This window comes from Gallionella capsiferriformans ES-2, assembly GCF_000145255.1.
In the GTDB taxonomy this organism is placed as follows: Bacteria; Pseudomonadota; Gammaproteobacteria; order Burkholderiales; family Gallionellaceae; genus Gallionella; species Gallionella capsiferriformans.
In genome coordinates this window covers 571265-592572 of sequence record NC_014394.1, presented here as the reverse complement: position 1 = coordinate 592572, position 21308 = coordinate 571265, and the positions used below count along the sequence as shown (strand labels likewise).

Annotated in this window: 21 protein-coding genes and 3 tRNA genes; 6 read left to right on the top strand and 18 right to left on the bottom strand. The window is 54.6% G+C overall.

The window, feature by feature from the left end; all coding sequences use genetic code 11:
* Positions 1-57: 57 nt before the first annotated feature.
* The 14 genes from tuf to GALF_RS02700 all read right to left on the bottom strand — a co-directional run bounded on the left by tuf (position 58) and on the right by GALF_RS02700 (position 9509).
* Positions 58-1248, bottom strand: a complete 1191-nt coding sequence (gene tuf, locus GALF_RS02765) for an elongation factor Tu (RefSeq protein WP_013292530.1) — start codon at positions 1246-1248, stop codon at positions 58-60.
* A 45-nt stretch (positions 1249-1293) separates the two neighbouring features.
* Positions 1294-1368, bottom strand: a tRNA-Thr gene (locus GALF_RS02760).
* A 10-nt stretch (positions 1369-1378) separates the two neighbouring features.
* Positions 1379-1452: transfer RNA gene (locus GALF_RS02755), tRNA-Gly, on the bottom strand.
* A 62-nt stretch (positions 1453-1514) separates the two neighbouring features.
* Positions 1515-1599, bottom strand: a tRNA-Tyr gene (locus GALF_RS02750).
* A 51-nt stretch (positions 1600-1650) separates the two neighbouring features.
* Positions 1651-2952: a histidinol dehydrogenase gene (hisD, locus tag GALF_RS02745; protein ID WP_013292529.1), complete on the bottom strand. Its 1302-nt coding sequence runs from the start codon at positions 2950-2952 to the stop codon at positions 1651-1653.
* Positions 2953-2961: 9 nt separating this feature from the next.
* The gene (gene hisG, locus GALF_RS02740; RefSeq protein ID WP_013292528.1) at positions 2962-3600 is read right to left on the bottom strand and encodes an ATP phosphoribosyltransferase; all 639 of its coding nucleotides are present in this window, start codon (positions 3598-3600) and stop codon (positions 2962-2964) included.
* Positions 3601-3686: 86 nt separating this feature from the next.
* Entirely contained in the window at positions 3687-4937 is a 1251-nt protein-coding gene (gene murA / locus GALF_RS02735) for a UDP-N-acetylglucosamine 1-carboxyvinyltransferase (RefSeq protein WP_013292527.1), read from the bottom strand.
* A 30-nt stretch (positions 4938-4967) separates the two neighbouring features.
* Positions 4968-5210: a BolA family protein gene (locus GALF_RS02730; protein ID WP_013292526.1), complete on the bottom strand. Its 243-nt coding sequence runs from the start codon at positions 5208-5210 to the stop codon at positions 4968-4970.
* 50 nt (positions 5211-5260) lie between these two features.
* A complete protein-coding gene (locus GALF_RS02725) occupies positions 5261-5539 on the bottom strand; it encodes an STAS domain-containing protein (protein WP_013292525.1) in 279 nt (92 codons plus the stop codon).
* The gene (locus tag GALF_RS02720) at positions 5536-6153 is read right to left on the bottom strand and encodes an MlaC/ttg2D family ABC transporter substrate-binding protein (RefSeq protein ID WP_013292524.1); all 618 of its coding nucleotides are present in this window, start codon (positions 6151-6153) and stop codon (positions 5536-5538) included. The genes GALF_RS02725 and GALF_RS02720 overlap by 4 nt, the downstream gene beginning before the upstream one ends.
* Positions 6150-6626: an outer membrane lipid asymmetry maintenance protein MlaD gene (mlaD, locus tag GALF_RS02715; RefSeq protein WP_013292523.1), complete on the bottom strand. Its 477-nt coding sequence runs from the start codon at positions 6624-6626 to the stop codon at positions 6150-6152. Before mlaD ends, GALF_RS02720 begins: the two co-directional genes overlap by 4 nt.
* Positions 6627-6629: 3 nt before the next feature.
* A complete protein-coding gene (mlaE, locus tag GALF_RS02710; protein ID WP_013292522.1) occupies positions 6630-7418 on the bottom strand; it encodes a lipid asymmetry maintenance ABC transporter permease subunit MlaE in 789 nt (262 codons plus the stop codon).
* Positions 7419-7422: 4 nt separating this feature from the next.
* Positions 7423-8226 (bottom strand): ABC transporter ATP-binding protein, encoded by an 804-nt coding sequence (locus GALF_RS02705; RefSeq protein ID WP_013292521.1) that lies wholly within the window; start codon positions 8224-8226, stop codon positions 7423-7425.
* 80 nt (positions 8227-8306) lie between these two features.
* Entirely contained in the window at positions 8307-9509 is a 1203-nt protein-coding gene (locus GALF_RS02700; RefSeq protein ID WP_013292520.1) for a YihY family inner membrane protein, read from the bottom strand.
* 28 nt (positions 9510-9537) lie between these two features.
* Here GALF_RS02700 and wrbA point away from each other — a divergent pair, with 28 nt between their 5' ends.
* The 5 genes from wrbA (at position 9538) to GALF_RS02675 (ending at position 14368) form a co-directional block, all read left to right on the top strand.
* Positions 9538-10140, top strand: coding sequence for an NAD(P)H:quinone oxidoreductase (gene wrbA, locus GALF_RS02695; protein ID WP_013292519.1), 603 nt, complete (start codon positions 9538-9540; stop codon positions 10138-10140).
* On the top strand, positions 10137-10829 hold the full coding sequence (locus tag GALF_RS02690; RefSeq protein ID WP_013292518.1) for a HugZ family pyridoxamine 5'-phosphate oxidase: 693 nt from the start codon (positions 10137-10139) through the stop codon (positions 10827-10829). Before wrbA ends, GALF_RS02690 begins: the two co-directional genes overlap by 4 nt.
* Before the next feature lie 137 nt (positions 10830-10966).
* Positions 10967-11179, top strand: a complete 213-nt coding sequence (gene rpmE / locus GALF_RS15205) for a 50S ribosomal protein L31 (RefSeq protein WP_013292517.1) — start codon at positions 10967-10969, stop codon at positions 11177-11179.
* Between the two features lie 114 nt (positions 11180-11293).
* Positions 11294-12712, top strand: coding sequence for a M48 family metalloprotease (locus GALF_RS02680; protein ID WP_013292516.1), 1419 nt, complete (start codon positions 11294-11296; stop codon positions 12710-12712).
* Between the two features lie 9 nt (positions 12713-12721).
* Positions 12722-14368, top strand: coding sequence for an ArnT family glycosyltransferase (locus tag GALF_RS02675; RefSeq protein WP_013292515.1), 1647 nt, complete (start codon positions 12722-12724; stop codon positions 14366-14368).
* Here the strand turns inward: GALF_RS02675 and GALF_RS02670 are convergent.
* The 3 genes from GALF_RS02670 to aroC all read right to left on the bottom strand — a co-directional run bounded on the left by GALF_RS02670 (position 14358) and on the right by aroC (position 16524).
* Positions 14358-14882: a hypothetical protein gene (locus tag GALF_RS02670; protein ID WP_013292514.1), complete on the bottom strand. Its 525-nt coding sequence runs from the start codon at positions 14880-14882 to the stop codon at positions 14358-14360. The genes GALF_RS02675 and GALF_RS02670 overlap by 11 nt on opposite strands.
* Positions 14879-15364, bottom strand: a complete 486-nt coding sequence (locus GALF_RS02665; RefSeq protein WP_013292513.1) for a hypothetical protein — start codon at positions 15362-15364, stop codon at positions 14879-14881. The genes GALF_RS02670 and GALF_RS02665 overlap by 4 nt, the downstream gene beginning before the upstream one ends.
* A 62-nt stretch (positions 15365-15426) precedes the next feature.
* Positions 15427-16524 (bottom strand): chorismate synthase, encoded by a 1098-nt coding sequence (aroC, locus tag GALF_RS02660; protein ID WP_041938204.1) that lies wholly within the window; start codon positions 16522-16524, stop codon positions 15427-15429.
* A gap of 81 nt (positions 16525-16605) precedes the next feature.
* Here aroC and GALF_RS02655 point away from each other — a divergent pair, with 81 nt between their 5' ends.
* Positions 16606-17406, top strand: coding sequence for a TatD family hydrolase (locus tag GALF_RS02655; protein WP_013292511.1), 801 nt, complete (start codon positions 16606-16608; stop codon positions 17404-17406).
* A gap of 36 nt (positions 17407-17442) precedes the next feature.
* Here GALF_RS02655 and purL read toward each other — a convergent pair whose 3' ends face one another.
* Positions 17443-21297: a phosphoribosylformylglycinamidine synthase gene (purL, locus tag GALF_RS02650; protein ID WP_013292510.1), complete on the bottom strand. Its 3855-nt coding sequence runs from the start codon at positions 21295-21297 to the stop codon at positions 17443-17445.
* Positions 21298-21308: the final 11 nt, after the last annotated feature.

Below are 21308 nucleotides of genomic sequence, written 5' to 3'. Positions count from 1 at the left end.
ATTGCGGGTTATGTAATGAGCAAGCTCAATTCAAAACCCCCAATCCCGATCCTGCTATTACTCGATAACTTTTGCAACGACACCGGCACCAACGGTACGGCCACCTTCGCGAATCGCGAAACGCAGACCTTCTTCCATCGCGATCGGATTGATCAGTGCAACGGTAATGCTGACGTTATCGCCTGGCATAACCATTTCGGTGCCCGCTGGCAATTCAACTGCACCCGTTACGTCCGTCGTACGGAAGTAGAACTGAGGACGGTAGCCCTGGAAGAATGGCGTATGACGACCACCTTCTTCTTTGCCCAATACGTAGATTTCCGCAGTGAACTTAGTGTGAGGCTTGATTGAACCTGGTTTGCACAATACTTGACCGCGCTCAACTTCTTCACGCTTCGTACCGCGCAACAGAACACCCACGTTATCGCCAGCCTGACCTTGATCGAGCAGCTTACGGAACATTTCAACGCCAGTACAAGTGGTCTTCAAAGTTGGCTTGATACCAACGATTTCGATTTCTTCGCCGACTTTAACGATACCGCGTTCGATACGACCCGTTACAACAGTACCGCGACCGGAGATCGAGAATACGTCTTCAACTGGCATCAGGAATGCGCCGTCAACAGCACGTTCCGGCGTTGGAATGTAGGTATCCAATGCTTCAGCCAAACGAAAAATTGCAGGCTCGCCGATATCAGACTGATCGCCCTTGATGGCCAGCATCGCAGAACCCTTGATAACTGGAATGTCATCACCAGGGAAATCGTACTTGGACAGCAATTCACGAACTTCCATTTCAACCAGTTCGAGCAACTCTTCGTCGTCGACCATGTCGCACTTGTTCAAGAACACAACGATGTAAGGAACGCCAACCTGACGTGCCAGCAAGATGTGTTCGCGAGTCTGAGGCATAGGACCGTCAGCAGCTGAACAAACCAGGATCGCGCCGTCCATCTGCGCAGCACCCGTGATCATGTTCTTAACATAGTCGGCGTGGCCCGGGCAATCTACGTGAGCGTAGTGACGAGTTGCTGTTTCGTATTCAACGTGAGCGGTATTAATGGTAATACCGCGTGCCTTTTCTTCCGGTGCCGCATCGATCTGGTCGTAAGCCTTGGCTTCGCCGCCAAACTTCTTGCACAACACCATCGTGATCGCCGCTGTCAGCGTTGTCTTACCGTGATCCACGTGACCGATCGTACCGACGTTGACGTGTGGTTTGGTGCGTTCAAATTTACTTTTTGCCATGACTTTTCCTTATCAATGTCAAACGTTAACAATAATTACTCAATTTGGTGCCCATGGCGAGAATCGGACTCGCGACCTCTCCCTTACCAAGGGAGTGCTCTACCACTGAGCCACATGGGCGGAATTTTACTGGAGCGGGTGAAGGGGATCGAACCCTCGTCGTAAGTTTGGAAAACTTCTGCTCTACCATTGAGCTACACCCGCAAGCATTCCTATCAAACAACGCCATTAAGACTGCATTTACCTGCCAGACTTAACCTAAATTTTGGTGGAGGGGGAAGGATTCGAACCTTCGTACTCAGAGAGGGCAGATTTACAGTCTGCTGCCTTTAACCACTCGGCCACCCCTCCAAAACTGGAGCAGCATTATGATAATCTTAGACTCGATTGTCAATAGCTTTTTTAATTTATTTCACTTCTGTACATTGCTGACTGAGCGTGCGCTTGCAATCCTTCACCCAAAGCCAGTGTCGCCGCAATTTTTCCCAACGTCTTTGCACCCTGCGGCGAGACCTGTATCAGGCTACTGCGCTTCTGAAAGTCGTAAACTCCCAGCGGTGATGAAAAACGTGCCGTCCCTGAAGTCGGCAGGACGTGATTCGGACCGGCACAGTAATCCCCGAGGGATTCCGATGTATAACGTCCCATAAAGATAGCACCGGCATGCTTGAGTTTTGGCAGATAGTCCTCCGGCTGCTCAACCGACATTTCCAGATGCTCTGGTGCGATGCGGTTACTGATTTCGCACGCCTCATCCAGACTGGCGACATGGATCAACGCACCGCGATTTTCCAGCGCGGTGCGAATAATGTCACGACGCGGCATTTGTTCTAGTAAACGATTCGCACTCGCTGCGACCGCCGCAATAAAGTCCGCATCCGGTGAGAGCAAGATGGCCTGTGCTAGCTCATCGTGTTCCGCTTGCGAAAACAAATCCATCGCAATCCAGTCAGGATTGGTATGTCCGTCGCAAATCACCAGAATCTCCGAGGGGCCCGCGATCATATCAATGCCGCAGATACCGAAAACACGGCGCTTGGCTGCAGCCACGTAAGCATTGCCAGGACCTACAATTTTATCTACCTTGGGTATCGTCGCCGTACCATAGGCCAAGGCCGCCACGGCTTGCGCACCGCCGATCGTAAATACACGGTCGACACCCGACAGATAAGCTGCCGCGAGCACCAGCTGGTTTTTAAGCCCATCAGGTGTAGGCACCACCATAATCAGTTCCGCCACACCCGCCACCTTAGCCGGCAGCGCATTCATCAAGACGGAGGAAGGGTAAGCCGCCTTACCCCCTGGAACATACAAACCGACGCGGTCCAATGGCGTGACCTGCTGCCCCAGCAGCGTACCATCCGCATCCTCATAACGCCAGGACGCCTGCACCTGCTTCTGGTGATATTCAGTGACGCGCGCTGCCGCCGCCTCCAATGCCACGCGTTGCTCAACAGGCAAGCCGTCAAAGGCTGCACGCAACTCTGCCCTTGGCAACTCCATCCCTGCGGCATCGGCTATCGTCAGACGGTCAAAGCGACTCGTGTATTCCAGCACGGCCGCATCACCGCGATTTTTAACATCCGACAAAATAGCAGCGACCGTTGCTTCTAATTTTTCATCCGCCGTTTCTTCAAATGCCAGCAAGGCGGTCAGCTCAGCGCTAAAATTTGCATCAGAACTTGATAATTGTTTGATTTTCATCATCGCACCTTATTTAATCAACGCCTGCGCGAAGGCATCAAGCATAGGTTGAATTTTGTCACGCTTTAATTTCAGCGCCGCCTGATTCACCACCAGACGGGACGATACATCACTAATGTGTTCGACCGCCTTCAAGTGATTAGCGCGCAAAGTACCGCCGCTGCTGACCAGATCGACAATCACGTCGGACAAACCGACCAGCGGCGCAAGTTCCATCGAGCCGTATAATTTGATCAGATCGATATGTACACCCTTGGCCGCAAAGTGTTCGCGCGCCGCGTTGACATACTTGGTCGCAACACGCAACCGCGCGCCCTGCTTTACCGCGGACTCGTAATCAAAATCGTCGCGCACCGCAACCATCATCCGGCAGCGCGCAATATTTAAGTCCAGCGGCTGGTACAAGCCCTGCCCGCCGTGCTCATTCAGCACGTCTTTACCCGCCACACCGATGTCCGCTGCACCGTATTGCACATAAGTTGGCACATCACTGGCACGAACGATAATCAAGCGTACGTCGCTGCGATTGGTATCCAGTATCAGTTTGCGCGAAGTTTCAGGATCATCCAGCGCAGTAATCCCTGCCGCAGCCAGCAAGGGCATGGTTTCTTCAAAGATACGGCCTTTGGATAAAGCGATGGTAATCATGTTATTTTCACAGTCAGTTGTAAATGGTAAGTGGGGAAGCGGGAAGCGGGTTGCCTAGCCACTGGCAACTTACCACGCGCTACTTCCTACTGAATTCTTCGTATCTTTGCGCCTAACGCTGACAGCTTCGCTTCTATGTGTTCGTATCCGCGATCTAAATGATAAATGCGATCCACGATAGTTTCACCCTGCGCCACCATGCCGGCAATCACAAGGGATGCAGAGGCACGCAAATCGGTTGCCATCACATTCGCACCTTCGAGCTGCGCACGCCCCTGAATCACAGCGGTATTGCCCTCGATCTCAATCAAAGCGCCCAAGCGCTGCAACTCCTGAACATGCATAAAGCGATTTTCAAAAATCGTCTCAACCACCTTAGAACTACCCTCTGCGATCGCATTCATCGCCATAAACTGCGCCTGCATATCGGTCGGAAAAGCAGGATAGGGTGCGGTGCGCAAATTAACGGCACGCGGACGACCATTCATGGCAATCGAAATTCGCTCGCCATCCACTTCGATCAGCGCCCCCGCCTCACGCAACTTATCCAGCACATTGTCCAGCGTATCCGCACGCGCACCAGTCAGCGTGATCTGCCCGCCTGTGGCGGCTGCCGCAACCAGAAAAGTTCCGCTCTCAATGCGATCCGGCATCACCGCGTACTCTGCACCGTGCAGCGCATCCACGCCAAAAATCGTAATCTTATCGCTGCCCGCCCCCTCGATCTTCGCACCCATCGCAATCAGACAGTTGGCCAGATCAACCACTTCCGGTTCGCGCGCTGCATTTTCCAGCACCGTGACGCCCTCAGCGAGCACACCAGCCATCATCAGATTTTCCGTGCCGGTCACACTGATCAGATCGAAGCAAATACGCGCGCCCTGCAGGCGTTTTGCTGTCGCATGGATATAACCGTGCTCGATATGAATCGACGCGCCCATCGCCTGCAAGCCTTTGATATGCAAATCCACCGGACGCGAGCCAATCGCACAACCACCGGGCAGCGACACACGCGCTTCGCCAAAACGGGTCAGCAGCGGCCCCAGCACCAGAATCGCCGCACGCATGGTTTTCACCATATCGTAAGGTGCTTCGAGTTTATCCACCGCGCCCGCATTGAACGTTGCGGTCTGATCTCCGGACGCTATCCGAACGCCCATCTGTTGCAATAATCTGACCATGGTTTTAACATCATGCATGTCAGGTAAATTACTCAAATGTAACGCATCCGCCGTTAACAGACTCGCACACATAATCGGCAGTGCCGCATTCTTTGCACCGGAGATTTTCACCTCACCCTTGAGGCGGTAACCGCCTTGAATCGCTAGTTTTTGCATAAGTTTCTCTAAATTGACAATTGATAATTATCAATTGCTTGCTTGCGCCCATTCTTCAGGTGTGTAGGTTTTCATCGACAGCGCATGAATTTCGCCTTTCATCCTGTCGCCCAGCGTCTTGTAGACCAACTGCTGGCGTCCGATACGGCTCTTTCCGGAAAATTCCTGACTGACCACAATCGCCTCGAAGTGCTGACCGTCACCCGTGACGGTTAAATGTGTCGTAGCCATGTTGCTCGCGATATCCTGCTGTATGCTTTCAGGGGTAACCATTCAAATCCTAAATTGAGTTAAAACAACAGCGTGCCGATGCACTCATTTAATTAATGCGGCAGCATATCGGCCACGCCGTACAGATTAGCCAGACTCAGCAACGACGCCGGCATACCCGTAACACGCAACGCACCCTGACGCGCTTGAGCGGCTCTTGACCACCCAAGCAGCATGCTGACAGCGGCTGAATCGACCGTCTCGACTCGACTCATATCCACCAGCAAGTCTTTTTCAGCGAGCACTTTCAAGCCGGACTCATACAGTGCAGGCACGGTCGACATCGTCAAGCGACCGCTCAGCAACAACGCATCTTCCGTCTGCTCGATCACTTAACGTCTGCCTTGCGCACTGAGCCCGCATTCATTCCGGACAATTCCTTGATCAAGCCGTCAATACCCGACTGCTGGATCGTCGTCGCAAATTGCCCGCGATAATTCGTCACCAGACTCACCGCCTCAATGACAACGTCGTACACCTTCCAGCCATCCGCTTCTTTTTCCATTTTGTAATCAACCAGTGTCGGCTGACCACTGGATTTAATGATGCGCGTGTTCACAACAACCTCTTTATCGCCCGCATTCATTTTGACCGGCCTAACTTCAATTTTCTGATCGCGGTACATCGACAAGGCATTCGCATAAGTGCGCACCAGCATATTGCGGAATTCGGCCACCAGTGCTTTTTGCTGCTCAGGCGTCGCCTGCCTCCAGTAGCGGCCGACAGCCAACTGAGTCATGTGGGTAAAATCAAAATTAGGCAGTACGCGGGCATCGACCAGCGCCAGAATTTTCTTCTGGTTATCCGCCTTACTGCCGGCGTCCTGCTTGATGATGACGATGACTTCCTGAGCCACATCCTTGATCATCGCATCGGGTGCCTGTATTTCAGCTTGAGCCGTAACACACGACAAACCCACTACCATACTCAATAAAATACGCTTCATTTCGACTCCTCTTTTGCAGGCTCTGCAGCCTTGCTGTACATAAATTTACCGATCAAATCTTCCAGCACCATCGCCGATTGCGTTTGCTTCAAAAGGTCGCCGTCTTTGATCATCTCCGTCTCGCCGCCTGGCACCAGACCAATGTATTGCTCCCCCAACAAGCCAGACGTCAGAATATTGGCGAAGGTATCCTTGGGAAACTGGTAACGCTTGTCCACGTTCATGACCACATTGGCTTCATAACGTTCCGTATCGAGCGAAATAGATGTCACACGTCCCACCAGCACCCCAGCACTGCGAATCGATGCTTTAGGCTTCAATCCACCGATATTGGAGAAATAGGCATGCACCTGATACGTTTCAGAAACATTGTAGGTACCCAGATTACCGACTTTCATCGCCAGCATCACCAGCGCACCGATCCCTGCCACCACAAACATGCCCACCCATAAATCCAAAGTTGTCCGTTCCATCTCTTAAGCCCCTCTAAACATGATTGCAGTCAATACAAAGTCCAACATCAAAATCGCCAGTGACGACGTTACAACAGTGCGGGTCGTGGCGCCCGACACGCCTTCTGCAGTCGGAGGCGCATCGAATCCCTCGAACAAAGCGATTACCGTCACCACCGTCCCAAATACGACACTTTTGATAATCCCATTCATGATGTCTTCGCGAAAATCAACCGCTGCCTGCATCTGCGACCAGAATGAACCTTCATCCACACCAATCTGCACGACACCGACGAGATAGCCGCCGAAAATTCCGACCGCACTAAACAACGCCGCCAGTAGCGGCATGGAAATCACCCCGGCCCAAAAACGCGGCGCAACGATGCGCGCGATCGGATTGACGGCCATCATTTCCATCGCCGAAATTTGTTCGGTCGCCTTCATCAAGCCGATTTCAGCCGTCATTGCAGAGCCTGCACGACTGGCGAACAGCAATGCGGCCATCACAGGCCCTAGCTCGCGCACCAATCCCAGTGCCACCATCACGCCCAATGCCGATTCAGAACCATAGCGCTTGAGCGTTTCGTACCCTTGCAAGCCCAACACCATACCAACAAACAAACCTGCCACGATGATGATGATCAAGGACATTACCCCGGTGGAAAACAACTCCTTGATAACCAGATGAAAACGCCTTAAACAGTTCCCTGAATACAGCAGGGTCAGAAAGAAAAAACGCGCCGCCACACCGATACGCCAGACGGTGTCGACGATGCGATGACCAATTGCACTTATAGTTTTAACGACTGCCATAATTTCAAGCCCGTAAATTTAAAGCCTGGCGATAATCAACGCCGGGATAATGAAATGGTACCGGCCCGTCCATCTCGCCGTGCACAAACTGACGTACAAAATCCGTGTCACAGGCGCGAAGTTCATCCGGCGTACCTTCCGCGACAATCACGCCGTTCGCCATAAAATAGACATAGTCAACAATCTTGAGCGATTCCTGAATATCGTGTGTGACGATAATCGAGGTCGCACCCAGTGCATCGTTCAGACTGCGTATCAAATCGCCAATCACCGTCATCGATATCGGATCAAGGCCCGCGAACGGCTCGTCATACATCACAAGCATCGGGTCCAGCGCCATGGTTCTAGCCAATGCGACGCGACGCGCCATACCGCCGGACAATTCAGACGGCATCATGTGCTGCGCCCCGCGCAAACCTACCGCATTCAGTTTCATGATCACCAGATTATGTATCATCTCTTCAGACAAATCGGTATGTTCACGCATTTGAAACGCCACGTTGTCATATACCGACATATCGGTGAAAAGCGCACCAAACTGGAACAACATGCCCATTTTGCGTCGCATCAGGTACAGCGCTTTCGGATCAAGCTCATGCATTAGCTGACCGTCAAATTTGACGTAGCCACGAGTAGGCTTCAGCGCCCCGCCGATGTGCCGCAGCAGGGTCGTTTTGCCACAACCACTCAAGCCCATGATAGCAACCAACTTTCCTTTCGGAAACGTCATATTGATACCCTGCAGGACAGGGCGCTTATCATAGGTGAAGTTAAGGTCGCGAATTTCGACTAGGGAGGGCGCAGGCAAGTTTTAATTCCAATGATCAATTCGCGCATTCTAAACGATAGCGCTGACTATGCTCAACTATTACCTTTGAGGCGCATGACTTAAACTGCCTCATCGAACAAAGTTTGCAGACTGACCGCCGTATTGCTTTCCAGGCTGGCGGCGCATTTAGCCAGCCATTGCTTTAACGGGTCATCCCCCTCTTCCACCAGCAAACTGCTTCGATCCAGCACAAACAAATGCAATAATTCGGACGCCTGAATATGGGCCGCATCTCGCATCATCAGCCAGCCGTGCCCCTCTGCCTTGCGCACCAGATCAGCGCTCACCAGCCGCTCAATAATTTCCTCCAGCGTAAAAAATCCTAAATGCAATTTGCTGGATAGCGCAGGTATCGTCATCACCACCCCCTGGCGCATGCCGTCCGACATCAGCTTGAGTACCCGCAGCGCATCGAGCATCTTCACGACCGCCGGCAAATAGGGCGCCTCCGTAGTTCGCCAGTGCGGAAGCGATGCCGCGACCACCGCCCCCAGCAAAATGGTCAACCAGGAAAAGTACACCCACATCAGAAAAATCGGCACACTGGCGAATGCGCCGTAGACGAGCTTGTAGGTCGGGAAGTGGCTGATGTAATACCCGAACACGCGATTCATTGTTTCAAATAACGCCGAAGCGACGATCCCCCCGATCAGCGCATGACTCAATGGCACATAACGGTTAGGCACCAGACGGAATAGCATCGCAAATGCCAGCGTGGTAAAGATGACCGGCAGCGCTTTGAGCATCCCCACGCCGAAAAACGGAATATTTTTAGCATAACCCATCGACAGCCCGACCAGCCAGGAGGTAAGCGATAGGCTCGCTCCGACCAGCACAGGCGCTAGAGTCAGTACCGCCCAGTAAATGACCAGCCGCTTTAACAGGGTACGCGGGCGACTTACCCGCCAGATGATATTAAAGGCATGATCAATGGTCAGCATCATCAACATCGCCGTGACCGTCAGAAATAACACACCCAACGCGCTCAGTCGCCCGGCACTTTCAGCAAACTGCTCCATGTAATGGGTAATCACGCGCCCCGCCGTCTCCGGCATCAGATTACCCAGCAAATAGGTTTTGATCTGGGTTGAAAAATCGCCGAATACCGGAAACGCGGAAAACAGCGTCAACGCGATGGTAATTAAGGGCACCACCGATAACAAGGTGGTAAACGTCAGGCTCGACGCGATCTGCACGCAACGATCCTGGCGGAATCGCGCGGCGACAAAACGAATAAAAGAAAAGAGTTCCTGACTTTGCATACTGATATTGAATCCCTATAATGCGCGCATGATAACCGACAAAGAAATACTGGTGCTGTATTACAGCCAGCACGGCGCGACGCGCCAGATGGCGCAGTTAATTGCACGCGGCATAGAAACCATTCCGGGAGCACGCGCTCGTGTGCGCACCGTACCTAAAATATCCGCCGTATGCGAGGCAACCGAATCTGCCATCCCCGATAACGGCGCGCCTTACGCCGAACTATCCGACTTGGAAGCCTGCGCAGGACTGGCGCTGGGCAGTCCGACCCGCTTTGGCAATATGGCTGGTGCGATGAAACACTTCTGGGATGGCACAAGCGAACTCTGGATGAAACACGCTTTGGTTGGCAAACCCGCAGCACTGTTCACCTCCAGCAGCAGCCTGCACGGAGGACAGGAGTCGACGCTGCTGTCGATGATGCTACCGCTGCTGCACCACGGCATGTTGATCACCGGCATACCCTATTCAGAACCTGAACTGGCCGCCACACAGAGCGGTGGCACGCCTTACGGCGCAAGCCATGTAGCCGGATTAACCAGCGATATGGCCATTTCAGAGACCGAAAAGAAACTGTGCATGGCGCTCGGACGCCGCCTGGCTCAGACAGCCTTGAAACTCTCTTCATGAGCCATGCCCAAGAAGCACGCCGACTACTGCGCGCCCACCGCTACGGCGCGCTCAGCACCCTATCCAAAAAACTCGCAGGCTTTCCGTTTGGTTCGATCACCCCTTATCTGACCGATCACGATGGCAGCCTAATTATCCTGATCAGCGCGCTTGCCGAGCACACCAAAAATATCAAACAAGACCCGCGCGTCAGCCTGATTACGCACAATCAATCGAGTCCCGATATCCAAATGCAGGGACGCGTCACGGCGACAGGACTGGCTGAACCCATACGCGACCATCAAAGCATTGTGCATCGCTATCTGCGCCATTTTCCCGAAGCAGACGACCTCTTAAAACTTGACTTCGCCTTCTACCGTATCATTCCTGTTGCGATCCGCCACATCGCTGGCGTAGGACAGATACACTGGATCAACAAGGAAGACTATGCCGCCCATGCGGCCGAAGATTTTTCCGCACACGAAGCAACCTTGCTCAGACACATCAACAACGAGCAACAAGATGCACTCTGCCAGCAATTACAACGGTCACACGACGTTCGATCGAGCAGTGCAAGCGCCTACGGACTCGATTGTGACGGACTGGATGTACGCACCGCATCTCACAGCTTCAGACTCGACTTTTCCCAACCGCTAACCCATCCAAAGCAGTTCACATCTTTAACAGAGCTCACGTTTCGATCGCCCTGAACGGATACAGCCCGGCACGAATATTTAAACAACACACAAATATTTGCGCAGTGGCCGTGATTTATGGATAATGCTCGGCTGGATTACAACCCGAATGCGCACACCCGCCGCATCAAATTACCTGCTAGGAAAAAAAAATGAAAGCCAATACACATCCCGATTACCACGAAATTACCGTAACTTGCAGCTGCGGCAATTGTTTCAAGACAAACTCATCCATGGCGAAGACCACATTGAGCATTGAAGTTTGCTCTGAATGCCACCCGTTCTATACCGGCACACAGAAAATTGTTGATACTGCTGGCCGTATTGACAAGTTCCGTCAAAAATACGCAACAAAGGCTGCTTAAATATAACAGCTGCGCGAGGGAACCCTTCGCACAGAACCTCATCGAAGGGCAGCTTGAGCTGCCCTTTGTTGTTTTAAACGTGTAGCCTTATCCAATTTTCGAAAAGGAATACCGATGCGCTTTCTGATCATCCCCCTGATTGCGGCCCTGCTGTCCGGTTGCGCACAAAATCCCGTGACCGGCTCCAACGATTTTGTGATGATGTCAGAGAAACAGGAAGTCGCCATCGGTCGCCAAAACGACGAGCAGATCAAAAAGCAATACAAGGTTTACGGCTCACGCGCATTGCAAGACTACGTTAATCGTATCGGCCAGAAAATAGCAAAGCAGAGCCATCGCCCCGGCTTGCAATACCACTTCACCGTGCTCGACACGCCGGACATCAATGCGTTTGCGCTCCCCGGCGGCTACGTCTATATCACGCGCGGCATTATGGCCTATCTCAATTCGGAAGCGGAACTCGCAGCCGTTCTGGGCCACGAAATCGGCCACGTAACCGCGCGCCACGGCGTGCGTCAGCAAAGTGCGGCGCAAGCGGCCAACATCGGCATGACGATCGCATCACTCTTCGTACCCGGAATCAACACCATGGGCGGCAGCAATCTGACTAACCTGATTGGCGGCGCATTGCTGTCAGGCTACGGGCGAGACCACGAACTGGAAGCCGACAAGCTGGGTGCCGAGTATCTGGCACGCACCGACTACGATCCACAAGCGATCATCACCGTGATCGGCGTGCTGAAAAATCAGGAATTGCAAGACGCCATACTCGCCAAACAGGAAGGGCGCGAGCCGCGCCGCTATCATGGCGTATTTGCCAGCCACCCGGACAACGACACGCGCTTAAAACAGGCCGTAGCCGAATCAGACAAACTCACCTCCGCCACCCATTTTACCGGACGCCGCGAATTCCTTGCCGCCACAGAAGGCCTGATTTTCAATGAAAACAGCGATCAGGGGGTTGTCCGCTACAACGCCTTTTATCACGGCGAACTGGGCATCGCCCTGCAATTCCCCAAGACATGGCAAATACACAATCTGCCGACCTCACTGATAGCCGTCAGCCCGAACGGTGACGTCAAAATGCAGATGAAACTGGACGAGATGCCAAAGGGCACGCCCGAAGCATACACGCGTCGCATGACCAGCTATAGCGCTCAAATTACCAATACCTACATCAATGGATTACCCGCAGCACTGTTCGAGCAACCCGATACAGCAGGCGGTGTTGTGTTTCACGACAAGCAAGCCTTTGTGCTGCAAGCCAAAGGAAAGGACAACAACCTCCTCGCCGCGCATCGCGATGAAGTGATCAGGACCGTAAAAAGTTTTCATAGCATCACCTCCGATGAACGCCAATTCCTCAAACCCCTCACGCTGCACGTGATCACAGCGAAAAAGGGAGACAGCTACGCGGAGCTGGCGCAAGACTCGCCATTGGGTCAGTCGGCTGAAAACTATTTACGCCTGATTAATGCGAACTTCCCGGACGGCGAGCCTGTGGCCGGCCAGCAAATCAAACTGGTCAGATAACGCGCTGTCATGTATTTCATTAAGCCCACCGACCCGAATCCCGTCACGCCCGCCAAGGCTGTGATGCTGGCGCTGCTCTGCACCGTCTGGGTCGCGACAGGGCTCGTCGGCCATGACCCCTGGAAACCCGAAGATGCTTACAGTTTCGGCGTGGTCTATAGCATGCTGCAAAGCGGCAACTGGTTGATCCCCACGCTGGCCGGCGAACCGTTTATGGCTAATCCGCCGCTGTATTATTGGACTGCGGCCCTGACGGCCAAGCTGCTCTCGCCATGGCTGGCCCTGCACGATGGCGCGCGGCTCGCAAGCGGGTTTTACAGCGCGCTCACCCTGTTGTTCATCGGCCTTGCCGGTCGTAAATTGTATGGCGAAAATCGCGGCTGGGCCGCCAGCATCATCCTGATCGGCTGCATCGGTATGCTGGTCAGATCCCACGAAATGATTACGGACCTTACGCTGCTCACAGGCTGTGCAATGATGCTCTACGGCTTTGCGCACAGTCAGGAGCGCGCCCTGCGTGCCGGTATCTGGACAGGACTTGGCTGCGGCATCGGCTTTTTATCCAAAGGATTCATCTCACCGCTGCTGTTTGTACTGATCGCATCCCTCTTGCCAGCCTTATTTCGGAACTGGCGCTGCCGCAACTATCTGCTCAGCGTCGGCCTGTCCACCCTCGTTGCACTGCCGTTTCTGACAATCTGGCCTTATCTGCTGCATCAGCAGGCACCGAAATTATTTGCTGAATGGGCCTGGTCGCTCAACATCGGCGGCTGGCTTAGCTTTATTCAAAAAGGACCAGACACAGAGGCATTTTATTATCTGAAAAGCCTGCCTTGGCTCGCCTGGCCTGCCCTGCCGCTGGCCGTCTGGGCCGTCTGGCGGGAACGCAAGCGCTTAGCTCAACGCGATGATCTGCAGCTCCCCCTCGTCGCATTTGTCGTGATGCTGGTGGTTTTGAGCCTGTCGACCAACGTCAAAGAAGCCTATGCGCTGCCGATGCTGTTGCCAGTTGCACTGCTGGCGACCGCCTCGCTTTCCATGCTCAAGCGCGGAGCTGCCAACGCGCTGGACTGGTTCGGACTGATGACCTTCGCGCTGTTAGCCATTCTGCTGTGGTGGGGCTGGGCGGGACTGCTGCTGGATAATCACGCCAAAGTCACCTCGCTGATGAAAGAATATCAACCGGGCTTCGTGCCGGTGTTTCAAAACCCGGCCGTCGCCATCGCCTTCGCATCAACCGTCTTGTGGCTGGTACTCGTCTGGCGCGTGGGTCGTTCGATGCGCCGCGCCGTCGTCAACTGGGCCTCCGGCATCACGCTGATCTGGATACTCGCAATGACACTCTGGCTTCCCTGGCTTGACAGCGGCAAGAGCTACCGTGGCATGGTCGCCTCCCTCAGTGCCGCCATGCCGGCAGAGGCCAACTGCGTGGCACGCAACGCCTCTTTAGGCGATGCCCAACGCGCCATGCTGCATTATTTTGGCAATATCATCACACGGCGTGACCCGGCGCGCTTCTGCGAACTGCGTCTAATTCAGGGCGAAAAGATTTCCAGACCGCTGATGGATGAGAGTCGCTATGAAAAAATCTGGGAAGGGAGTCGAAAAACGGACAACCATGAGCAGTACCGGCTCTATAAGGAAATCAAAAAGTAACACTCGCGCTGCGGTGGCGATATCCTAACCACACAGCGGCGGCGAGGATCAGCAACCAGCCTGCCACGCGCACCAGCGCTGCAATCCCCGTATCCCAGTCCAGCACGCCCCAGCGACTGAAAATTTCTGTCCAGTCATGCTCACCGTTTCCCACCAAAGGTAAAATCTGCACCCGTGCATCGGCCATATACACCGCGATATTGAACAAATTTTCGCCTAGCCACAACACAGCAAAGGCAACGGACAGTGTTTCACCCCGGCGATAAAAATGAAAACCTGCAGATAATGGAAACACCAGTTGCATCAGCGTGCCGCCATAGACCGTGAGGCGGTCACTGATCAAGCTCAATGCCGGATGCCCTGCCTCGTGCAAGGCCAGATTCGCGTTGTCGAGCAGAAAAACCCAGTGTCCTTCGCTGTGCGACAACCATAGGATGAGCAGCGCAAAAAACAGATAGCTTGCCACGCCCCAGCCTGTGACAGGTTCCCACTCGCCGGAATCTTCCTCATTCACAGCGATTTAATCTGATTGCCGCGCTGTTTCGATGCCTGTTGCACCGCGCTCACAATTTCTTCAGCGGGTGCATGGGCTTCATCATCGGGGAATCTGACTAACACCCGATGGGCAAACTCACTGATAACAGTCAGATACGTGCTTTGATCTTTAGATAACGGGGGAGCGGCCTGAATATACAACAGGCCTTCGCGCCGCGTGATCGCCAACAGGTAACACTCAAACCCGTGCGCCGAGACCTCGCTGTCGCGAACTTCAAAATAGTACGTCTCTGTATTGGCAGGCACATCCGCTAAAGATGCAATCTGCCGGACTATGGCCTCAATGAAGGATTGCGCGAGATTGAGTTGCGGCGCCAGCGTCAGATGGTACTGTCCGGGACGCTCGATGACCAGCGGATTTTCCAACGGCGGCGTCTTGCCCGGCCGGAAGAAAATCAGATACAGCATGCACAATGTAATCAGCGTCGCAGTTTCGATCATGGCAAAAATCAGGATTCAGGATTGAGGATCGAACGGGGATTCCCACCGCTCACGACTTGCCACTAAATACTTCCCGCAATCTTCGGCGTCCCGCACACCACATCGGCGTTTTGTGCACGATGGCGCAGCGCATGATCGATCAGCACCAGCGCCAGCATGGCTTCAGCGATGGGCGTCGCGCGTATGCCAACACAAGGGTCGTGACGACCGTGCGTCTCCACCATCACAGGCTCACCGGCTGCATTGATCGAATGGCGCGGAATACGAATGCTGGAAGTGGGTTTGATCGCGAGGCGGGCAACGATGTCCTGCCCGGTCGAAATGCCGCCCAAAATTCCGCCTGCATGATTCGATAAAAAACCTTCCGGCGTCATCTCATCGCCATGCACACTGCCCTTCTGTGCGACACAAGCAAAACCGTCGCCAATTTCCACGCCCTTGGCCGCATTGATCCCCATCAGCGCATAAGCGATTTCCGCATCCAGCCTGTCGTACACCGGCTCTCCCCAACCCACAGGCACATTTTGGGCCACGACCGTCAACGCGGCACCGATCGAATCGCCGGATTTGCGCAATGCATCCATGTAGTCTTCCAAGGGAGCGACCACCGCTGGGTCGGCTGCGAAAAACGGGTTGTCGTTCACGCCCTCCCAGCTCACAAACGGCATCTCGATTTCGCCCAACTGAGAAATATAACCGCGTATGACCACGCCGTAACGCTCATTCAGCCATTTTTTGGCAATCGCTCCTGCCGCCACACGTACCGCTGTCTCGCGCGCCGATGAGCGACCGCCGCCGCGATGATCGCGAAACCCGTATTTTTGCGTGTAGGTGTAATCGGCGTGTCCGGGACGGAAAGTCTCGCTGATATTGCCATAATCGCGGCTGCGCTGATCTTCGTTACGGATCAGCAGTGCAATCGGCGTGCCGGTGGTCTTACCCTCAAACACACCGGACAAAATTTCGACCGTATCCGACTCGCGCCTTTGCGTGACGTGCCGCGAGGTACCGGGCTTCCTCCTATCCAAATCGTGCTGGATGTCCGCTTCAGTTAACGCCAGCCCCGGCGGACAACCATCGACGACACAGCCGATCGCGGCACCATGCGATTCGCCGAATGAGGTTACGGTAAAAATAAGACCAAAGGTGTTTCCTGACATAAGCAATCCAGTCGAAAAGATGCGCAAATAAGTCGCGCAGTTTAACATAGACACCTGCCCCATTAAAAAGCGAGCTTTGTGATGACCTGCAATTCTGAGCGTAAACCCATCGGGTTAATCGACACGCACTGTCATCTGGATGCGGCCGAATTTGCCGGCCATCAGGCCGAACTCCTGCTGGCTGCGCAAAGCACGGGGATTAGCCATATCGTGGTGCCGTCTGTTTCACGCGCCAATTTCGCAAGTGTTAGCGCGCTGTGCGATGAGCACCCTGCCTGTTCGGCCGCCTACGGCATTCATCCGATGTTGATTGAAGCGGCAACGCCCGACGACCTGCGGGTATTGCAAGATTATCTGCGCACCCGCAACCCTGTCGCCGTCGGCGAAATCGGATTGGATTTTTTTATACGCAGCGACAACAGGGCCAGGCAGGAATATTTTTTTGTCGAACAACTCAAACTGGCGCGCGAATTCGATCTGCCGGTGCTGCTGCACACACGCCGCGCAACCGACATCGTGTTAAAGCACCTGCGGCAAATTACCGTCCGCGGCGGGATTGCCCATGCTTTTTCAGGCAGCCGGGAGCAAGCAGAGGCGTTCATCAAACTGGGTTTCAAGTTGGGCTTTGGCGGCGCCGCGACTTTTCCGCGCGCAACCCGCTTGCGTGAACTTGCCGCGACCCTGCCGCTCTCCTGCCTTGTGCTGGAAACTGATGCGCCCGACATGCCCCCTGAATTTGTGCTGCGCGGCTCCCCCAACAAGCCCGAGTACCTGCTGCGCATCGCCGAAATATTAGCGAATGTGCGCGGCATCCCATTGGAAGCGCTCGCGCTTGCCACAACCGAAAACGCCCGCTCCGTGCTTGCCGGACTGCCGCGCTAAAAAAAGCGGCCTATGGCCGCTTTTTTTGACTCACAATTAGCCGACCCAACGTCTGGCGTTCTGGAACATCTTCAGCCAAGCGCCGTTTTCCTGCCAATCGTCTGGATACCATGAGTTTTGCACGGCACGGAATACCCGTTCAGGATGGGGCATCATGATCGAGAAACGTCCGTCCGCTGTGGTCAATCCGGTAATTCCCTGCGGCGAGCCGTTGGGATTCAAAGGATAGGTTTCAGTCGCAACGCCGCGATTATCTACATAACGCAGCGTCACCTGCGCGGCATTCATTTTTGCCTCGCTGCCAAAATCGGCATACCCTTCGCCGTGTGCAACCACGATAGGCATGCGACTGCCGGCCATGCCATCGAAGAAGATCGACGGGGATTCCTGCACTTCCACCATCACGAAACGCGCCTCGAACTGCTCGGACTGATTGCGGGAAAAATGCGCCCAGTTTTGCGCCCCTGGGATAATTTCATGCAGATTGCTCATCATCTGGCAACCGTTGCAGACGCCCAGCGCCAGCGTATCGTTCCGGTTAAAAAACGCCTCAAACTCATCGCGCGCGCGGCTGTTTAACAGGATGGATTTCGCCCAGCCCTCACCCGCACCCAACACATCGCCATAAGAGAAGCCGCCGCAAGCCGCAACGCCCTTAAAGTCGCTCAAATTCACGCGACCGCTGATGATATCGCTCATGTGTACATCGACAGACGCAAAGCCTGCGCGGTCGAATGCTGCCGCCATTTCCACCTGACCGTTCACCCCCTGCTCACGCAGGATGGCCATTTTAGGACGGCTCTTCAAGATTGCCGGTGCAGATTCGAGATCAAAGGTCAGCTTCGCATGCAACCCGGGATTAGCCGCATCCAGCAGCCCGTCAAATTCCGCCTGCGCGCAGTCCGGATTGTCGCGCAGCTTCTGCATCTGATAAGTCAGTTCGGACCAGATACGCTGCAGGTTAACCCGCGTATCGGAAAACAGCGTATCGCGACCGCGCGACACTAGAATCTGGCCGCTCTGGTTTGTGGTTGCAACCGGATACGCCGCAAGACCAGCACCGCGCACAGATTGCAGAACACCGGCCAACTCGCTGTTTTTAACCTGAACGACTGCGCCCAACTCTTCGTTGAACAGCGCGCTCAAGGTATCGCCCGGCAATTCGTCCAGCTGGATAGCAAGACCCAGATGCGATGCAAACGACATTTCGCACAAACTGACAAACGCACCGCCATCCGAGCGATCATGATAGGCAAGCAGTTTTCCGGCCGAGTTAAGCGATTGAATTAATTCGAAGAATGACTTCAAGCGAGCTGCGGAATCCACATCGGGTGCGATGCTGCCCACCTGTTTATAGACTTGTGCCAGGGCCGAGCCGCCCATGCGGTTCTGACCATTTCCCAGATCGATCAGCAGCAGCGTGCTATCGGCGTCTTCTGCCAGTTGCGGCGTCAGGGTGTCGCGCGTATCGGTACAGGGCGCGAACGCAGTCACGATCAGCGACAACGGTGACGTCACGGATTTATTCTCGTCGCCGTCAGTCCAAGTGGACTTCATCGACATGGAATCCTTACCGACCGGAATGCCGATCCCCAGCGCCGGACACAGTTCCATCCCCACCGCATGAACGGTATCAAACAGCGCAGCGTCTTCGCCGTGGTGTCCTGCGGCCGCCATCCAGTTAGCCGACAACTTGATGTCGCCTATCTTAGCAATGCGTGCTGCCGCGATGTTAGTCAGCGCCTCGCCTACCGCCATCCGCCCCGAGGCGGCTGCATTCACAAGTGCCAGCGGCGTGCGTTCGCCCAAGGCATAGGCTTCACCCAGATGGGTATTAAAACCCATCAAGGTCACGGCCACATCCGCTACCGGCACCTGCCACGGGCCGACCATTTGATCGCGCGCGGTCATGCCGCCCACGGTACGGTCGCCGATACTGATCAGGAAAGTCTTGTTGGCCACGGCAGGCAAACGCAATACGCGCTCGATAGATTCTTTTAAATCCAGCGATGAGGTATCGAAAGCCGCCAGTTTTGGCGTTTCACGCACCACATTACGCGTCATCTTGGGCGGTTTGCCGAGCAACACCGATAAGGACATATTGACCGGATCGTTGTTAAATTCGGTGTCGTGCACGATCAACTGATCGTCTTCCACCGCCACACCCACGACCGCAAACGGACAACGTTCACGTTCACAGAAAGCGCGGAACTCGGCAAGACGTTCAGGTGCTATCGCCAGCACATAGCGCTCTTGCGACTCATTGCACCAGATCTGTCTTGGCGACATGCCGGTTTCATCCAGCGGAATCTTACGCAATTCAAACGTTGCACCGCGACCGCCGCCATGCACCAGTTCAGGCAGCGCATTGGACATTCCGCCCGCACCCACGTCGTGTATCGACAGAATCGGATTGTTCTCGCCCAGCTGCCAGCAACGATCAATCACCTCTTGCGCCCGGCGCTGCATCTCAGGATTGCCGCGCTGCACCGAATCGAAATCCAGATTTTCCGCATTGCTGCCGGTATCCATACTGGATGCCGCACCGCCGCCTAAGCCGATCAGCATGCCCGGCCCGCCCAGATGCACCACCAAAGCGCCTACCGGCAGGTCGTGTTTATGCGTGTGAATCGCAGAAATACTGCCCACGCCGCCTGCCAGCATGATGGGCTTGTGATAGCCACGCATCTCGCCGTCCACCTGCTCTTCGAAGGTACGAAAATAACCGGTCAGATTAGGTCGGCCGAATTCGTTGTTAAACGCAGCACCGCCCAACGGGCCCTCCAGCATGATCTGCAAGGCGGTGACGATACGCGACGGTTTGCCGTAATCGGCTTCCCAGGGCTGCTCAAAACCCGGAATATTCAAATTTGACACAGAGAATCCGGTCAGTCCGGCTTTAGGCCGCGAACCGATACCGGTCGCACCCTCGTCGCGAATCTCGCCGCCCGATCCGGTCGCAGCCCCTGCAAAGGGCGCAATCGCGGTCGGATGGTTATGCGTTTCCACCTTCATCAAGGTGTGCGTCAGCTCCTCAGAAAATTCATACGCACCGCCCTCGCGCGGATAAAAACGCGCAACAGATGCGCCTTCGATCACGGATGAATTGTCGGAATACGCAACCACAGTACCTGCCGGGCTGACCTTATGCGTGTTGCGTATCATGCCGAACAGCGACATATCTTGCACCACACCGTCGATGACCCAGTCGGCATTGAAAATCTTATGTCGGCAATGCTCGGAATTGGCCTGAGCGAACATCATCAGTTCAACGTCGGTCGGATTGCGATTGAGCTTTTTGAAATTTTCCACCAGATAGTCGATTTCATCGACAGACAGCGCCAGCCCCATCTCGCGGTTGGCCGCAGCCAATGCCTCAGCGCCACCCTGTAAAATATCCACGCTCGCCAGCGGTTGAGGCTCACCGTGCCTGAATATTTTTTCTGCCGCATCCTCCACCGATGCCAGCACCGATTCGGTCATGCGATCATGCAACAGCGGCAACGCAAGGGCTTTTTGAGCATCGGTGAGTTGCGCGCCGTTTTTTGCCGACAGATAATAAATCACGCCGCGCTCGATCCGTACCACGCCCGTCAGGCCGCAATGCTGTGCGATGTCGGTAGCCTTGGTCGACCAGGGCGAGATCGTGCCCAGACGCGGCACGACCAGTACAGGTGCGCCTTCAGGCACTTGTTCCTGTCCTGTCAGCCCCAGCACTTTATCCAGCACAGCCGCTTGCGCAGCATCGAGTGCGGCGCCTTGCAGGGCGCTGAAATAACAGTGGCGCGTATCGGCAACCACGACATCGGGCGCTGCCGTAATTAGGGCGGCACGCAATTTTTCCAAACGAAAGGCGGACAAGGCAGAACTGCCGACAGAGACTTTAAACATAGCGGTGGCGG

Excerpts from the sequence above, each read along its gene's own strand:
- GALF_RS02730 (WP_013292526.1), bottom strand. The coding sequence starts at position 5,210 with ATGGTTACCCCTGAAAGCATACAGCAGGATATCGCGAGCAACATGGCT.
- GALF_RS02690 (WP_013292518.1), top strand. The coding sequence starts at position 10,137 with ATGAGCCATGCCCAAGAAGCACGCCGACTACTGCGCGCCCACCGCTAC.
- aroC (WP_041938204.1), bottom strand. The coding sequence starts at position 16,524 with ATGTCAGGAAACACCTTTGGTCTTATTTTTACCGTAACCTCATTCGGC.
- GALF_RS02665 (WP_013292513.1), bottom strand. The coding sequence starts at position 15,364 with ATGATCGAAACTGCGACGCTGATTACATTGTGCATGCTGTATCTGATT.
- GALF_RS02720 (WP_013292524.1), bottom strand. The coding sequence starts at position 6,153 with ATGAAGCGTATTTTATTGAGTATGGTAGTGGGTTTGTCGTGTGTTACG.
- GALF_RS02675 (WP_013292515.1), top strand. The coding sequence starts at position 12,722 with ATGTATTTCATTAAGCCCACCGACCCGAATCCCGTCACGCCCGCCAAG.
- tuf (WP_013292530.1), bottom strand. The coding sequence starts at position 1,248 with ATGGCAAAAAGTAAATTTGAACGCACCAAACCACACGTCAACGTCGGT.
- rpmE (WP_013292517.1), top strand. The coding sequence starts at position 10,967 with ATGAAAGCCAATACACATCCCGATTACCACGAAATTACCGTAACTTGC.
- GALF_RS02680 (WP_013292516.1), top strand. The coding sequence starts at position 11,294 with ATGCGCTTTCTGATCATCCCCCTGATTGCGGCCCTGCTGTCCGGTTGC.
- murA (WP_013292527.1), bottom strand. The coding sequence starts at position 4,937 with ATGCAAAAACTAGCGATTCAAGGCGGTTACCGCCTCAAGGGTGAGGTG.
- wrbA (WP_013292519.1), top strand. The coding sequence starts at position 9,538 with ATGATAACCGACAAAGAAATACTGGTGCTGTATTACAGCCAGCACGGC.
- mlaD (WP_013292523.1), bottom strand. The coding sequence starts at position 6,626 with ATGGAACGGACAACTTTGGATTTATGGGTGGGCATGTTTGTGGTGGCA.
- GALF_RS02700 (WP_013292520.1), bottom strand. The coding sequence starts at position 9,509 with ATGCAAAGTCAGGAACTCTTTTCTTTTATTCGTTTTGTCGCCGCGCGA.
- mlaE (WP_013292522.1), bottom strand. The coding sequence starts at position 7,418 with ATGGCAGTCGTTAAAACTATAAGTGCAATTGGTCATCGCATCGTCGAC.
- GALF_RS02655 (WP_013292511.1), top strand. The coding sequence starts at position 16,606 with ATGACCTGCAATTCTGAGCGTAAACCCATCGGGTTAATCGACACGCAC.
- purL (WP_013292510.1), bottom strand. The coding sequence starts at position 21,297 with ATGTTTAAAGTCTCTGTCGGCAGTTCTGCCTTGTCCGCCTTTCGTTTG.
- hisG (WP_013292528.1), bottom strand. The coding sequence starts at position 3,600 with ATGATTACCATCGCTTTATCCAAAGGCCGTATCTTTGAAGAAACCATG.
- hisD (WP_013292529.1), bottom strand. The coding sequence starts at position 2,952 with ATGAAAATCAAACAATTATCAAGTTCTGATGCAAATTTTAGCGCTGAG.